This is a genomic window from Siccirubricoccus soli (assembly GCF_024178315.1).
GTDB lineage: Bacteria > Pseudomonadota > Alphaproteobacteria > Acetobacterales > Acetobacteraceae > Siccirubricoccus > Siccirubricoccus soli.
Genome location: NZ_JAMZIK010000134.1, coordinates 25116 through 39496, shown reverse-complemented (window position 1 = coordinate 39496; position 14381 = coordinate 25116). Strand labels below are relative to the sequence as shown.

The 14381-nt window shown below is 71.1% G+C and carries 10 protein-coding genes and 1 tRNA gene; 6 read left to right on the top strand and 5 right to left on the bottom strand.

Going from position 1 to position 14381, the window contains the following annotated elements; genetic code table 11:
- Positions 1-177: 177 nt before the first annotated feature.
- Positions 178-1074, bottom strand: a complete 897-nt coding sequence (locus tag NJ376_RS20370) for an NAD(P)-dependent oxidoreductase (protein ID WP_252955126.1) — start codon at positions 1072-1074, stop codon at positions 178-180.
- Positions 1075-1166: 92 nt separating this feature from the next.
- Between NJ376_RS20370 and NJ376_RS20365 the strand changes: the two genes are divergently transcribed.
- Positions 1167-2438 (top strand): MFS transporter, encoded by a 1272-nt coding sequence (locus NJ376_RS20365; protein WP_252955127.1) that lies wholly within the window; start codon positions 1167-1169, stop codon positions 2436-2438.
- Positions 2439-2645: 207 nt separating this feature from the next.
- On the opposite strand, the gene NJ376_RS20360 is transcribed toward NJ376_RS20365, so the two are convergent.
- The 4 genes from NJ376_RS20360 to NJ376_RS20345 form a co-directional block, all read right to left on the bottom strand.
- Positions 2646-3314: a glutathione S-transferase family protein gene (locus NJ376_RS20360; protein WP_252955125.1), complete on the bottom strand. Its 669-nt coding sequence runs from the start codon at positions 3312-3314 to the stop codon at positions 2646-2648.
- A gap of 88 nt (positions 3315-3402) precedes the next feature.
- A complete protein-coding gene (gene gltB, locus NJ376_RS20355) occupies positions 3403-7929 on the bottom strand; it encodes a glutamate synthase large subunit (protein WP_252955124.1) in 4527 nt (1508 codons plus the stop codon).
- Positions 7930-7934: 5 nt separating this feature from the next.
- On the bottom strand, positions 7935-9371 hold the full coding sequence (locus NJ376_RS20350; protein WP_252955123.1) for an NAD(P)-dependent oxidoreductase: 1437 nt from the start codon (positions 9369-9371) through the stop codon (positions 7935-7937).
- A 239-nt stretch (positions 9372-9610) separates the two neighbouring features.
- Entirely contained in the window at positions 9611-10576 is a 966-nt protein-coding gene (locus NJ376_RS20345) for a complex I NDUFA9 subunit family protein (RefSeq protein ID WP_252955122.1), read from the bottom strand.
- A 134-nt stretch (positions 10577-10710) separates the two neighbouring features.
- Here NJ376_RS20345 and NJ376_RS20340 point away from each other — a divergent pair.
- The 5 genes from NJ376_RS20340 to lptB all read left to right on the top strand — a co-directional run bounded on the left by NJ376_RS20340 (position 10711) and on the right by lptB (position 14348).
- A tRNA-Leu gene (locus NJ376_RS20340) sits at positions 10711-10797 on the top strand.
- A gap of 190 nt (positions 10798-10987) precedes the next feature.
- A complete protein-coding gene (locus NJ376_RS20335; RefSeq protein WP_252955121.1) occupies positions 10988-11659 on the top strand; it encodes a ribonuclease D in 672 nt (223 codons plus the stop codon).
- Positions 11660-11911: 252 nt separating this feature from the next.
- A complete protein-coding gene (lptC, locus tag NJ376_RS20330; protein WP_252955120.1) occupies positions 11912-12559 on the top strand; it encodes an LPS export ABC transporter periplasmic protein LptC in 648 nt (215 codons plus the stop codon).
- On the top strand, positions 12556-13578 hold the full coding sequence (locus NJ376_RS20325; protein WP_252955119.1) for an LptA/OstA family protein: 1023 nt from the start codon (positions 12556-12558) through the stop codon (positions 13576-13578). The genes lptC and NJ376_RS20325 overlap by 4 nt, the downstream gene beginning before the upstream one ends.
- On the top strand, positions 13575-14348 hold the full coding sequence (gene lptB, locus NJ376_RS20320) for an LPS export ABC transporter ATP-binding protein (RefSeq protein WP_252955118.1): 774 nt from the start codon (positions 13575-13577) through the stop codon (positions 14346-14348). The genes NJ376_RS20325 and lptB overlap by 4 nt, the downstream gene beginning before the upstream one ends.
- The last annotated feature ends 33 nt before the right edge of the window (positions 14349-14381 follow it).

The window sequence follows — 14381 nt, the reverse complement described above, 5'->3', positions numbered from 1 at the left end:
CGAGCTCGCGCGAGAGCGGCTCCGACAGGTGGCGCATCAGCGTGTCCGTCACGCTGCCGGCGGGGAAGGCGACGACCAGGCGGATCGGCCGGTCCGGCCAGGCGGCGGCCTGGCCCGGGGCCCGGGCCAGGGCGGGCAGCATCAGCGGGGCGGCGAGTGCCGCGCGACGGGTCAGCATCAGCGACGATCTCCGAGGAAACGGTGGATTTCGGTGTTGTCGGCCTTCGGCCCGAGCGCGGCGACGGCCTCGTTCCAGAGGCCGCGGCAGAGGGCGAGCGCCGCGGCCTGCACCCCGGTCTCCTCGGCGATGCTGCCGGCGGTCTCCAGGTCCTTCCGCATCAGGCCGAGCTGGAAGCCGCCCTGGTAGCGGCCGGGCAGGATCTCCTGCTTCACCTTGGTCTCGGTCGCCACGTTGCGACCGGAGGAGGCGTTCAGCACGTCGGCGAAGATGGCGAGGTCGAGGCCCGAGGCCTCGGCCATGCGCAGCGCCTCGGCCGTCGCCAGCAGGCCGGCGGCATAGACATAGTTGTTCAGCGCCTTCATGGCGTGCGCGCTGCCCACCGCGCCGGTGCGGATCAGCGTCTCTCCCATGCCGCGCAGCACGGGCTCCGCCTTGGCATAGGCCGCGTCATCGCCGCCGATCATGATGGCCAGCGTGCCGGCCCTCGCCTTCACCACGCTGCCGGAGACCGGCGCGTCGAGCAGCGCGGCGCCGCGCGAGGCGGCCAGCGCCGCCAGCCGCCGCGTCTCCCCGGGGCGGGAGGAGCCCATGTCGATCACCACCTGTCCGGGACGCAGGCCGGGCAGCAGCCCGCCCTGCCCTTCCATCACCGCGGCGACCACATTGCTGTCCGGCAGCATCAGCACGATGATGTCGGCGATATCCGCCACCGCCGCGGGCGTCTCCGCCACGGCCACGGCGCCGGGCGCCGTGCCTTCCGCCACCGCCTGGCGTGCCACCGGATCGGCGTCGCAGACCACCAGGCTGCGCCCCTGGCGCAGCAGGCTGCGCGCCATGGGCAACCCCATCATTCCCAGCCCGATGAACCCGACCGGTCCGCTTCCCTGCGGCATGCCACCCTCCTTGAACGTCGGGGCGGGTTTTCGCCCCGGTGGGCGGCGCTGGCAAGATTGCGGCGCAGAGCGGGAATGCTACCGTGACGGCAATGGCCGACGCCTCGCCCACCCCCGCCATGCCGCCCCCTTCCACGCCGGCCTGGGTGGCGCCGCTCGCCGCCACGCTGCTGATGCAGGCCGTGGCGTCCGGCCTGTGCCAGACCCTGCCGGTGATCGCGCCGCTGCTGACGGCGGAGGCTGGGCTGGCGCCGGAGAGCATCGGCCCCCTCACCGCCGTCACCGCCGCGGGCACGGTGCTGTTCCTGCTGTTCGGCGGGGCGATCCTGGCACGGTTCGGGCCGGTGCGGGCGCTGCAGATCGGCACCTCCATCGCCCTGGCGGGGCTGCTGCTGACGGGGTTCGGCACGAAGCTGGCGCTGCTGGCCGCTTCGCTGCTGCTCGGCATCGGCTACGGGCCGACGCCGCCGGCGGGCAGCCGCATCCTGGCCGCCACCGTGCCGCCGCGGCACCGCACGCTGATCTTCTCCGTCAAGCAGGCGGGGGCGCCGCTGGGCGGCTCGCTCGCCGGGCTGCTGGCGGCGCCCGTCGCGGCCGCCTGGGGCTGGCTGGCGGCGGTGCTGCTGGCCGCTGCCGTGGCGGCGGTGGCGCTGCTCGCCATCCAGCCGGTGCGCGCCCGGCTGGATGCGGAGCGGGAGCGGAGCCGCGCCGTCTCCCCAGCCGCGCTGTTCGGCCGCGGCAACCTGGCGGCACCCTTCCGTGCGCTGCGGGCAGACCGGATGCTGCTGCCGCTCAGCCTGCTGGGCCTTGCCTTCGCGGTGACGCAGGGCTGCCTCTTCACCTTCTGCGTCTCCTGGCTGGTGGAGACGCATGGGCTGGGGCTGGTGGCCGCCGGCAGCGTCTTCGCGGTGCTGCAGGGCACCGGCATCTTCGCCCGCATCCTGCTGGGCTGGCTGGCCGACCGCACCGGCCAGGCGGCGCGCAACCTCGCGTGGCAGGCCTACGCCGCGGCACTCTGCGTGGTGGCGCTGGTGCTGCTGCCGGCCGACGCCGGCATGCCCTGGCTGATGCTGCTGGCGGTGCTGAATGGCGGGCTCTGCGCCAGCTGGAACGGCATCGTCATGGCGGAGATCGCCCGACTGGCCCCGCCCGAGCACATCTCGGACGCCACCAGCGGCTCCACCCTGCTGGTGTTCTGCGGCTACATCGCCGGGCCGGCGGGGTTCTACGCGCTGGTGCGGGCGAGCGGGGGCTGGGACTGGCCCTTCCTGCTGGTGGCAGCGCAATTGGCGCTGGCGGCGGGGCTGATGGGCGTGCTGTTGCGACGGCCGGCGAGGAGCCGGCACGCAGGCAGCAGGGCGTGACCGGTTACGCTTCGCTCGCCCACCCCTCCACTCCAGCCCATTATTTGATTGCGTGCTTCAAGGCTTGAGCGATCCGGCCGCAACCGATCACGCTCCAGCCCCTGACCCTTGCCCTGCCGCGGCTTTGCGGTCGCAGGCCGTGCGACACGCCGATCGCTCAGCGCCTCCGGGGCCCCGCGGCGTCGCGCGGCGACGTCGTGGGGAGCCTCAGAAATCCGGGTCCGCGTAATGCGCCGGCGGGCTCATGCCGCTGATGCGGTCCGCCAGCAGCGGGCGGAAGGCAGGGCGGGACTTCAGCCGCGCATACCACTCCTTCGCCGCGTCGTTCAGCGACCAGTCCACCTCCCCCATATAGTCCAGGGTGGAGAGATGCGCCGCGGCGGCGAAATCGGCGAGGCTCACCTGGTTGCCGGCCAGCCAGGCCCGCGTCTCCGCCAGCCAGCCGAGATATTCGAGGTGCGGGCGCATATTGGCATAGCCCACCCGGATCACCCCGGAATCCGGGTTGCCGCGGCCGAGCAGCCGCTTGAGCTGCTTCTCGTAATAGAGGTTCTGGGTGACCTCGGCGTTGAACTTGCCGTCGAACCAGGCGACCAGCCGCCGCACCTCCGCCCGCTCCGCCAGGGTGCGGCCATAGAGGCTGAGGTCGGGATAGGCCTCATCCAGGTATTCGCAGATGGCGGAACTGTCCGAGATGGCGAGGCCGGTCTCCTCCACCAGCACCGGCACGGCGCAGGCCGGGTTCAGGTCCAGGAATTCCGGCCGGCGGTCCCAGACGCGTTCGGTCCTGAGCTCGAAGGGGATGCGCTTCTCCGCCATGGCCAGGCGGACCTTGCGGCAGAAGGGCGAGAGCGGCAGGTGATGAAGGATACGCACAGGCCGGCTTATGCCACCCTGACGGGCAGCGGAAAAGCAGGGGACACGCGGCCGGCGGGGAAATCTCGCCCCCGCCGGCCGTCCGGACCTATTCGGCCGCCACCGCCGCGGCGTCCTGCATCGGCTGCGGCAGGTACTTGGCGTATTCCTTCGGCACCACATGCCAGAAGCGGCCGCGCTCCGCCTGCCAGTCATTCAGCAGCCGCGCGGCGAGGCGGGAGCCGGTCTCCGCCGCATGGCGCTGCACCAGCGCCTTCAGCACCCCTTCCCAATGCGCCGAGGCCAGACGGGACCAGAGGAGTGTCTCCGGGTTCAGCCGCTTCTCGAAGGTCTCGTCCGCGTCGTAGAGGAAGGCCATGCCGCCGGTGAAGCCGGCGCCGAAATTGTCGCCCACCGGCCCGAGGATCACGACCGTGCCGCCGGTCATGTACTCGCAGCCATTGGCGCCGCAGCCTTCCACCACCGCCGTCGCGCCGCTGTTGCGGACCGCGAAGCGCTCCCCGGCCTGGCCGGCGGCGAAGAGCTCGCCCGCTGTCGCGCCATAGAGGACGGTGTTGCCGATGATGGTGTTCTCGTTCCAGACCAGGGAAGAGGAGGGTCCTGGCCGGACCACGATGGTGGCGCCGGAGAGCCCCTTCCCCACATAGTCATTGGCGTCGCCGAAAACCTCGAGCTTGAGGCCCCGCACCGCGAAGGCGCCGAGGGACTGGCCCGCCGTGCCGCGCAGCCGGACCGTGAGATGCCCCGGCTGCAGCCCGGCCATCCCGAACTTCCGGACGATGCGGCTGCTGATCTTGGTGCCGATCGCCCGGTGGGTGTTCCGGATGTTGTAGGCGAGCTGCATCTTCTCGCCGCGGTCGAACAGGGGCTGGGCGTCGCGGATCATGTCCGCGTCCAGCGTCTCCGGCACCTCGTTGCGGCCTTCCAGCGTGCAGTAGGCCGCGTGCGGCCCCGCATCCGCCTTCACCAGCAGCGGGTTCAGGTCGAGGTCGTCGAGATCCTCCGAGCCGCGGCTGACCTGCTTCAGCAGGTCGGTGCGGCCGATCACGTCCGTCAGCTTGCGGAAGCCGAGGGCGGCGAGGATCTCCCGCACCTCCTCTGCCACGAAGCTGAACAGGTTGATGACCTTCTCCGGCGAGCCGGTGAATTTCTGCCGCAGGGTCTCGTCCTGGGTGCAGACCCCGACCGGGCAGGTGTTGCTGTGGCACTGCCGCACCATGATGCAGCCCATGGCGACGAGCGAGGCTGTGCCGATGCCGAATTCCTCGGCGCCCAGCATGGCGGCGATGACGACGTCGCGGCCGGTCTTGAGGCCGCCATCCGTGCGCAGCTTCACCCGGTGGCGCAGCCGGTTGAGCTGCAGCACCTGGTGCGTCTCCGAGAGACCCATCTCCCAGGGCAGGCCGGCATATTTGATGGAGGAGACCGGCGAGGCGCCGGTGCCGCCGGAATGGCCGGACACCAGGATGGCATCCGCCTTCGCCTTGGCAACGCCGGCCGCGATGGTGCCGATGCCGCTGCGCGAGACCAGCTTCACGCAGACCGAGGCGTCCGGGTTGATCTGCTTCAGGTCGTAGATGAGCTGCGCCAGATCCTCGATCGAGTAGATGTCGTGGTGCGGCGGCGGGGAGATCAGCGTCACCCCCGGCGTCGAATGCCGCAGCCGCGCGATCAGCCCCGTCACCTTGAAGCCCGGAAGCTGGCCGCCCTCACCGGGCTTGGCGCCCTGCGCGACCTTGATCTCGATCTCCTTGCAATTGTTCAGATATTCGGCGGTCACGCCGAACCGGCCGGAGGCGATCTGCTTGACGGCGCTGTTGGCGTTGTCGCCATTGGCGCGCGGCCGGGCGCGGGCGGGGTCCTCGCCGCCCTCACCGCTGTCGGAGCGGGCGCCGATGCGGTTCATCGCAATGGAGAGCGTCTCATGCGCCTCGGGGCTCAACGCGCCGAGGGAGATGCCGGGCGCCAGCAGGCGCTTGCGGATCTCGGTGATGCTCTCCACCTCCTCGAGCGGCACCGCCACGCGGCCCTCGCTGCGGAAATCCAGCAGGTCGCGCAGCGCGACGGGCGGCAGCTTCCGCACCGCTTCCGAGTAGCGCTTGAAGATGGCGTAGCTCTCCGTCTCCACCGCCCGCTGCAGGGTGTGGATCAGGCTGCCGTCGAAGGCGTGGTTCTCGCCGCGCTTGCGCAACTTGTAGAGGCCGCCGACCGGCAGGGTCACGACATCCGCATCCCAGGCGGTGCGGTGCAGCGCCAGCACGCGCCGCGCGATGCCGGACAGGCCGATGCCGGAGATACGGCTGGGCGTGCCGGGGAAGAACTCGTTCACCAGGGCGCGGGAGAGGCCGATGGCCTCGAAATTCATGCCGCCGCGATAGGAGGAGAGGACGGAGATGCCGAGCTTCGACATCACCTTCAGCAGCCCCTTGTCCACCGCCTTCTTGTAGCGGGCGACGCAGTCCTTCAGCTTCACCTCGCCGAACAGCCCGCGGCGATGCCGGTCGGCGATGCTCTCCTGCGCCAGATAGGCGTTCACCGTGGTGGCGCCGGCGCCGATCAGCACGGCGAAGTAGTGCACATCCACGCATTCCGCGACCCGGACATTGAGGCTGGTGAAGGTGCGCAGCGAGGTCTTCACCAGGTGCGTGTGCACGCCGCCCACGGCGAGGATCATCGGGATTGGCGCCCGCTCCGCGCCCTGATGCTCATCGGTCAGGATGACATGGGCGCAGCCGCTGCGCACGCCCTCCTCCGCCTCCCGCCGGATGCGGTCGATGGCGCGGCGCAGCCCGGCCTCGCCTTCGGCCACCGCGAAGGTGCAATCCACCTCGCAGGCATTGGCGCCCATGTACTGGCGCATGGCGGCGAACTCGGCATTGGACAGCACCGGGCTGTCCAGCATGAGCATGTCGCACTGCGTCGGGTCCTCGTCGAGGATGTTCCCGAGATTGCCGAGCCGGGTCTTCAGCGTCATCACCCGCGTCTCGCGCAGGCTGTCGATGGGCGGGTTGGTCACCTGGCTGAAGGTCTGGCGGAAATAATGGTGCAGGCCGCGATACTGGCCGGAGAGCACGGCAATGGGCGTGTCGTCGCCCATGCTGCCCACGGCCTCCTGCGCCTCCTCCACCATCGGGTGCAGGATGGTCTCCAGCTCCTCCAGTGTGTAGCCGACGGCCAGCTGGCGGCGCCGCAGCTCCTCGCCGCGGAACAGCTCCGGCTCATGCCCATCCGCCCTGACGATGCCGTCGATGCGGGTGGTGCGCTCGGTCCACTGGCCGAAGGGCTTGCGGGCCGCGAGCATGTCCTTCAGCGCGGCATCGCCGAAGAATTGCGCCTCATCGAGATCGACACCGATGCACTGGCCCGGCCCGACCCGGCCCTTGGCCACGATCCGGTCCTCCGGCAGCTTCACCATGCCGGTCTCGGAGCCGACGATGAGCAGCCTGTCGGCGGTGACGGTGTAGCGCAGCGGGCGCAGCCCATTGCGGTCGAGGCCGGCGATGGCCCAGCGTCCATCGGTCGCGGCGATGGCCGCCGGGCCGTCCCAGGGTTCCATCACGGCGTTGCAGTAGAGGAAGAGGTCGCGATGCGCCTCCGGCATGGTGGCGTTGTTGCCGATGCTCTCCGGGATCAGCATCGCCTTGGCCATGGGCGCGTCGCGGCCGCCGCGCACCAGCAGCTCGAAGACGTTGTCGAGCGTTGCGGTGTCCGAGCCGCCGGCCTGCACCACCGGCTTGATCTCCTCGAGATAGGAATCGAGCAGCGGATGGGCGAGCCGCGTCTCGTGCGACTTCATCCAATTGGCATTGCCATGGACGGTGTTGATCTCGCCGTTATGGGCGAGCATCCGGAAGGGCTGCGCCAGCCGCCAGGTGGGGAAGGTGTTGGTGGAGTAGCGCTGATGGTAGATCGCGAAGCGGCTGACGAAGCGCTCATCCAGCAGGTCCGGATAGAACTCCGTCAGATGCTCCGCCAGGAACATGCCCTTGTAGATGAGCGAGCGGCAGGAGAGCGAGCAGAGATAGAGCTCCGGGATCTGCGAGGCGATGGCCTGGCGCTCGATCCGCCGGCGGATGACGTAGAGGTCCCGCTCATAGAGCGCGGTATCGCGCTGCTCCGGATCGTAGATCAGGATCTGCTCGATCTCGGGCCGGGTCGCGTTCGCCTTCTCGCCGATGCACTCCACGTTGATCGGCACCTGGCGCCAGGAGTAGATGGCGTAGCCGGCGGCGAGGATCTCGGTCTCGACGATCTGCCGGCAGCGCTCCTGCGCGCCGAGATCGGTCTTCGGCAGGAAGACCATGCCGACGGCGATGCGGCCGGGCCGCAGCCGGTCGCCGCCGCGCTGCACCACCTCGGCAAAGAAATCCTGCGGGATCTCGATATGGATGCCGGCACCGTCGCCGGTCTTGCCGTCGGCATCCACGGCGCCGCGGTGCCACACCGCCTTCAGCGCGTCGATGCCGGCCTGCACCACCTCCCGCCGCGGCTTGCCATCCAGCGCGGCGACGAGGCCGACGCCGCAGGCATCGTGTTCGGTGAGGTCGAGATGCGCATCGGCCAGCGCCGTGGTGTTGGCGCGGAAGGCATCCACGAATTGCTGCCCGTTTTCCATGGCTCTCACTCCGCCGCCAGCGCCTGCTGCGCCTTCGCCTTCACATAGGCATCGATCTGCTCCGCCGCGTCGCGGCCGTCGCGGATCGCCCAGACCACGAGGCTCGCGCCCCGCACGATGTCGCCGCCGGCAAAGACGCCGGGCAGCTCGGTCATCATGGTGCGGTGGTGCACCTTCAGCGTGCCCCAGCGCGTCACCGGCAGGCCCGGCTCGTTGAAGGCGGTAGGCAGGTCCTCCGGATCGAAGCCCAGCGCCTTGATGGCGAGGTCGCAGGGGATGGTGAAGGCGGAGCCCGCGATCGGCGCCACCTGCTGCCGCCCCGTCGCATCCGGCAGGCCGAGATGCATGCGCACCGCCCGCACCCCGGTCACCTTGTCATCCCCGAGGAAGGCCTCCGGCGCGGCGAGCCAGGTGAACTCCACGCCCTCCTCCTCGGCATTCTTCACCTCGCGCATCGAGCCCGGCATGTTCGCCTTGTCCCGCCGGTAGAGGCAGGTGACGGAGGCCGCGCCCTGCCGCACCGCGGTGCGGACGCAATCCATGGCGGTGTCGCCGCCGCCCACCACCACCACCCGCTTGCCCTTGGCATTCAGCGCGCCGGAGGCGAAGGCCTCGACGGTGTCGCCCAGATTGTCGCGGTTGGAGGCGGTGAGGTAGTCGAGCGCCGGGACGATGCCCCCGAGCCCGCTGCCGACGCAGTCGATGTCGCGCGCCTTGTACACGCCCGTCGCGATGAAGACGGCGTCGTGCCGCGCCCGCAGCTCGGCCAGCGACACGTCCTGGCCGATGGCGAGGTTCAGGTGGAACTGGATGCCCGCTGCCTCGAATTGCTGCCAGCGGCGCAGCACCACCTCCTTCTCCAGCTTGAAGTTGGGGATGCCGTAGATCATCAGCCCGCCGACGCGGTCGTAGCGGTCATAGACATGCACCTGATAGCCGCGCAGCCGGAGCCGCTCCGCCGCCGCCAGCCCGGCCGGTCCGGCGCCGATGATGCCGACGGACTGCGGCAGCTCGGCCCGCGGCGTCGGCGGCGCCACCCAGCCGCGCTCCCAGGCGGTGTCGGTGATGTATTTCTCGACCGCGCCGATGGTGACGCTCTCGAACCCCTTCTCGATGACGCAATTGCCCTCGCAGAGCCGGTCCTGCGGGCAGATGCGGCCGCAGATCTCGGGGAAGGTGTTGGTCGCGGCGGAGACCTCATAGGCCTCCTCCAGCCGGCCTTCGGCGGTCAGCTTCAGCCAGTCCGGGATGTTGTTGTTCAGCGGGCAATGCACGGAGCAGAAGGGCACGCCGCACTGGCTGCAGCGGCTGGCCTGCTGGCTGGCCGCCTCGGCGGCGAATTCACGGTAGATCTCGCCGAAATCCGAACGCCGTGCCGCGATGTCGCGTTTCTCCGGCTGGGCCTGCTGGAGGCGGACGAATTGCAGCATGCGCTCGGCCATGACGGGTCCCTCGAGGCAGCCGGCATGGGGGTGAGACCGGGGCGCGCCGCAGCCGAAACGAGGCCAGGCGACATCCCCCGGGCTTTGCCGGCAGGTACGCCGCAGCTTTACGAGCCCGCGCGGCGGAGCGCCAGTGATTTTTGGTCGTTAGGACAGAAATTCTGTCCTTACTTCCAGCAACGGGCTCGCCAACGGATCATCTCCGCCAGCCAAGCTGGAGATAAACGACCGATTCGGACCTAGCTGCCTGCGAAGGCCGGCCGGCGGCCACCGCCGGGGCGGAAGCGCGCCAGATAGCCCGGCACCACCGCCTCCACCGCCTTCGGGTGCAGGCCCAGCGCAGCAAAGCCCGGCGCCCCCTCCGCCACCACATTGTCCCGCTGCAGCATGCGGAGCTGGTCCTCAGTCAGCGGCGGGTTGGGCAGCAGCCGGCCAAGCGCCACCTGCAGCTTCACCAGCGCCTCCGGCAGTTCCACCAGCCGGCGGCGATGGCCCGTTGCCTCCAGCACATAGGCGAGCACCTCCCGCATGGTCATCACGCGGGGCCCGCCCAGCTCATAGGTCTGGCCCGCCGCCTCCGGCCGCTCCGCCGCCGCCACAACGGCATCCGCGACATCCCCGACATAGACCGGCTGGAAGCGCGTGCCCCCGGCGATCACGGGCATGACGCAGGGCAGCATCCGCCCCAGCGCGGCGAAGCGGTTGAAGAACTGGTCCTCCGGCCCGAAGACGATGGAGGGGCGCAGGATGGTCGCACCCGGGAAGGCCGCGCGCACCGCCGCCTCCCCCGCCGCCTTGCTGCGGCCATAGGCGGAGGGGCTGGCCGGGTCGGCGCCCAGCGCCGAGACATGCACCAGCCGCTCCACCCCCGCCGCCGCCGCGGCTTCCGCCACGGTGCGGGCGCCGGCGGCGTGGATCCGGTCGAAATCCCCGGCCTTCTTCTCCGCCAGGATGCCGACCAGGTTCACCACCAGATCGGCCCCGGCCACCGCCCGCGCCACCGCCGGGGCCTCGCCCAGGCTGGCGGCCAGCGGGACGATCTGCCCCACCCGCCCCTGGGTCTGCAGGAAGCGGGCCCCGGCCGGGTCCCGCACCGCGACGCGCACCACGTAATCCCGCTCGGCGAGCCGTTTCACCAAGTAGCGCCCGATGAAGCCGGAGCCTCCGAATACCGTGGCGATCTTCCGAACCGTGCTTCCGCGCATGACCGAGGGACTCTCCGTTCTCCAGGCGGCGCGGACCATATGGCGGGGCCGCGAAACCGCCAAGGAGGGTGCTTGACGCCGGGCCGCCGCGCCTCTATTTCGCCCCCCGTCCACGGCGCTCCGGCGCAGTGAACGCCCAGGTGGTGGAATTGGTAGACGCGCTGGCTTCAGGTGCCAGTGACCGCAAGGTCGTGAAGGTTCGAGTCCTTTCCTGGGCACCATCTCCCTCAAACTAGTCATCGTAGCGGGGATGGTGCGGAGGCGGCAGGGTTGGTCCCCGGGCCGTGGTCCTGTTCCAAAGTCCGAAATCCGCTGGAAGTTCGTCGGGGCCGCGCAGAGGCCAGGCTTGCACGCTGCCGGCCCGGCCGGTAGATGCGCCGGACCGCCACGTTCCCCTGCCGGAGCCTCGCCATGGCGGTCACCCTCTTCGCCCCCGCGTCCCGCACCAGGAGCCCCGCCGTGATTCGCCTGCACCGGCACGACCTGCCCGAGGATCTCGACCTGGGCCCGGTGGTGGCCGTGGACACCGAGACCATGGGCCTCAACCCGCATCGCGACCGGCTCTGCCTGGTGCAGCTCTCGGCGGGGGATGGCAATGCGCATCTGGTGCAGATCATCCCGCCCGCCCTCGGCGGCCGCGGCGCGGATTGCCCGAACCTCAAGCGGCTGCTGACCGACCCGGCCACCGCCAAGCTCTTCCACTTCGCCCGCTTCGATTGCGCCGTGCTGCAGCTCCATCTCGGCATCACCGTCCGGCCGGTGATCTGCACCAAGGTCGCGGCCAAGCTGGTTCGCACCTTCACCGACCGGCACGGGCTGAAGGATCTCTGCAAGGAGCTGCTGGGGGTGGAGATCTCCAAGCAGCAGCAGAGCAGCGACTGGGGCGCGCCGGAGCTGACCGCGGAGCAGCTGGCCTATGCCGCCTCGGACGTGCTCCACCTGCATGCGCTCTGGGCGAAGCTGGAGGCGCTGCTGCGGCGTGAAGGCCGGCTGGAATTGGCGGAGGCCTGCTTCGGCTTCCTGCCCACCCGCGGCGCCCTCGACCTGCTGGGCTATGAGGACCCCGACATCTTCGCCCATTGAGGCGAGCCCGCGGCCTCTGCCGCGGCTTTGGCATGATTTTTGTCCCGCGCACCAGAGGAACGTTGACCGGTGAACCGGCGCGCCCCATACATCGGGCGTGATCGCTTCGCAGACCCTTCCCGGCCCGGCCCGATCGCGGCGCCAGGCCCCGGCCCGGCGCCCCGGCCGCAGCGCGGCCCCAGCCCCGAGGGGGATGCGGTGATCCCGCACCAGACCGGGCCGCGCCCGGGCCCGGGCCCGGCCGGCCGTAGCATGGTGCTGCCGGGCCGCCACCTCCTCGCCCCCTCGCGGCAGCGCCGGGCGCCGACCTCCGGCCAGCTCGCCCGCCGCCGCTTCCTCGTGCGCTGGACCAAGCGGCTGCTGCCGGCGCTCGCGCTGCTGCTGCTCGCCGCCGTCGCCTTCTGGCCGGAGCTCGAGGGCAATGAGGACCGCTCCCGCGTCTCCTTCCGCCGCACCGTGCAGCCGCGGGCGGAGGCGCTGCGTGTGGTCAATCCGCGCTACCAAGGCATCGACGACCAGAACCGCCCCTTCACCGTCACCGCCCTGGTCGGCCAGCAGCCGGGCAGCGCCGAGATCCTGGAATTGGACGCGCCGCGCGCCGACATCACCCTGACCGATGGCGCCTGGGTGCATCTCAGCGCCCGGCGCGGCCGGTTCGACCGCCCGGCGCAGCATCTCGACCTCGCCGGCGAGGTGACCATCAACCATGACGACGGCACCCAACTCGTCACCGAGACCGCCGCGGTCGAGATCGAGGCCGGCAGCGCCAGCGGCGACAGCCCGGTGGCGGCCCAGGGCGGCTTCGGCACGCTGACGGCGGAGGGGTTCCGCCTGACCGAGCGCGGCGCCGTCATCCTCTTCACCGGCCAATCCCATGCGGTGCTGGAGGGCGGCGAATGACCCGGCCCGGCCTGCGCGCCGCCCTGCTGACCGCTTCCCTGCTGGGCAGCCCCTTGCCAGGCGGCCCGGCCTTCGCCCAGGGGATCGACCTCAGCCAGGGTGGCCCGATCGACGTCACCGCCAGCGACGGCATCGAATGGCGCCAGGCGGAGCAGGTGGTCATCGCCCGCGGCAATGCCCGCGCCGCCCGCGGCAACGTGGTCGTCACCAGCGACCGGCTGCTGGCGCGCTACCGCCCGCGCGGCGGCGACCAGGCCCGTGCGGCCCAGCCCGGCGCGCCGTCCGCCGGCACGACCCCGGCCGCCACCCGCCCGCCGGGGGCGGAAGGCACCACCGGCGGCGCCAGCGAGATCTGGCGGCTGGAGGCGGAGGGCCGCGTCCGCATCGCCACCCCGACCGATACCGCCCGCGGCGACCGCGCTGTCTACGATATCGACCAGGCGGTGCTGGTGCTGACCGGGCGCGACCTCGGCCTCGACACGCCGCAGCAGCGCATCACCGCGCGGGACAGCCTGGAATACTGGTCCCAACGCAGGATGGCCGTGGCCCGCGGCAATGCCGTGGTGGTGGACACGGTGGAGGATCGCCGCATCACGGCCGATACCCTGGTCGCCTATTTCCTCGACGCGCCCGGCAGCCCCCCTGCCCCGCGCCCGGTCGCGGCGCCGGGCGAGCGGGAGGTGCCGGGCTCCGGCCGGCTGGACCGGGTGGAGGCCTTCGGCAATGTCGAGATCCGCACCCCGACCGAGGTGGTGCGCGGCGACCGCGGCGTCTATTCCGCCGCCACCGGCATGGCGCGGCTGCTCGGCCAGGTGCGCATCACCCGCGGCGAGAACCAGCTGAATGGGCGGGAAGCCATCGTGAACATGAGGACGGGCGTGGCCCGGCTGGTCTCCGCCCCCGGCGCGAGGGTGCAGGGCCTGGTGGTGCCGAACAGCGAGCAAGGCGTCGCGGAGCCGGGCGAGACCCGGCCCCGGTCCCAGTCGCAACCGCAGCCCGGGGGGGAGCGCCGGCCATGATGGACCAGCCCATGCCGCGGAGCGCGCCGCTGCGCGCCCTGCCCGGGGAGGGCGGGCTGGTCGCGACCGGCCTCGGCAAGCGCTACAAGAAGCGGCCGGTGGTCAGGAACGTCTCGATCAGCCTGAAGCGGGGGGAGGCGGTCGGGCTGCTCGGCCCGAACGGCGCCGGCAAGACCACCACCTTCTACATGATCACCGGCCTGGTGCAGCCGGATGAGGGCACCGTCGTCATGGACGGGCATGACGTGACCATGCTGCCGATGTACCGCCGCGCCCGGCTCGGCCTCGGCTACCTGCCGCAGGAGGCCTCGATCTTCCGCGGCCTGTCCGTAGAGGACAACATCCTCGCGGCGCTCGAGGTGGTGGAGCCGCTGCGCGATAGGCGGGAGCAGATGCTGGATGCGCTGCTGGCCGAATTCGGCATCGCCCATCTCCGCCGCGCCCCCTCCCTCGCCCTCTCGGGCGGCGAGCGGCGGCGCTGCGAGATCGCCCGGGCGCTCGCCACTCACCCTTCCTACATCCTTCTCGACGAACCTCTGGCGGGCATCGACCCGATCGCGGTGGGCGAGATCCGCGACCTGGTGAAGCATCTGAAGGACCGCGGCATCGGCGTGCTGATCACCGACCACAATGTGCGGGAGACGCTCGAGATCATCGACCGTGCCTACATCCTGCACGAGGGCAAGGTGCTGATGGAAGGCGCGCCGCAGGACATCGTGGCGCATGAGGGGGTGCGGCGCGTCTATCTGGGCGAGAGGTTCAGCCTGTAGCGCGATGCACCACGGCGCCGGCGACATATCCCA

What these genes read in the sequence shown, in the direction of transcription:
- NJ376_RS20370 (WP_252955126.1), bottom strand. Translation starts at nt 1,074, where the DNA reads ATGCCGCAGGGAAGCGGACCGGTCGGGTTCATCGGGCTGGGAATGATG.
- NJ376_RS20365 (WP_252955127.1), top strand. Translation starts at nt 1,167, where the DNA reads ATGGCCGACGCCTCGCCCACCCCCGCCATGCCGCCCCCTTCCACGCCG.
- gltB (WP_252955124.1), bottom strand. Translation starts at nt 7,929, where the DNA reads ATGGAAAACGGGCAGCAATTCGTGGATGCCTTCCGCGCCAACACCACG.
- NJ376_RS20350 (WP_252955123.1), bottom strand. Translation starts at nt 9,371, where the DNA reads ATGGCCGAGCGCATGCTGCAATTCGTCCGCCTCCAGCAGGCCCAGCCG.
- NJ376_RS20345 (WP_252955122.1), bottom strand. Translation starts at nt 10,576, where the DNA reads ATGCGCGGAAGCACGGTTCGGAAGATCGCCACGGTATTCGGAGGCTCC.
- NJ376_RS20335 (WP_252955121.1), top strand. Translation starts at nt 10,988, where the DNA reads ATGGCGGTCACCCTCTTCGCCCCCGCGTCCCGCACCAGGAGCCCCGCC.
- lptC (WP_252955120.1), top strand. Translation starts at nt 11,912, where the DNA reads ATGGTGCTGCCGGGCCGCCACCTCCTCGCCCCCTCGCGGCAGCGCCGG.
- NJ376_RS20325 (WP_252955119.1), top strand. Translation starts at nt 12,556, where the DNA reads ATGACCCGGCCCGGCCTGCGCGCCGCCCTGCTGACCGCTTCCCTGCTG.
- lptB (WP_252955118.1), top strand. Translation starts at nt 13,575, where the DNA reads ATGATGGACCAGCCCATGCCGCGGAGCGCGCCGCTGCGCGCCCTGCCC.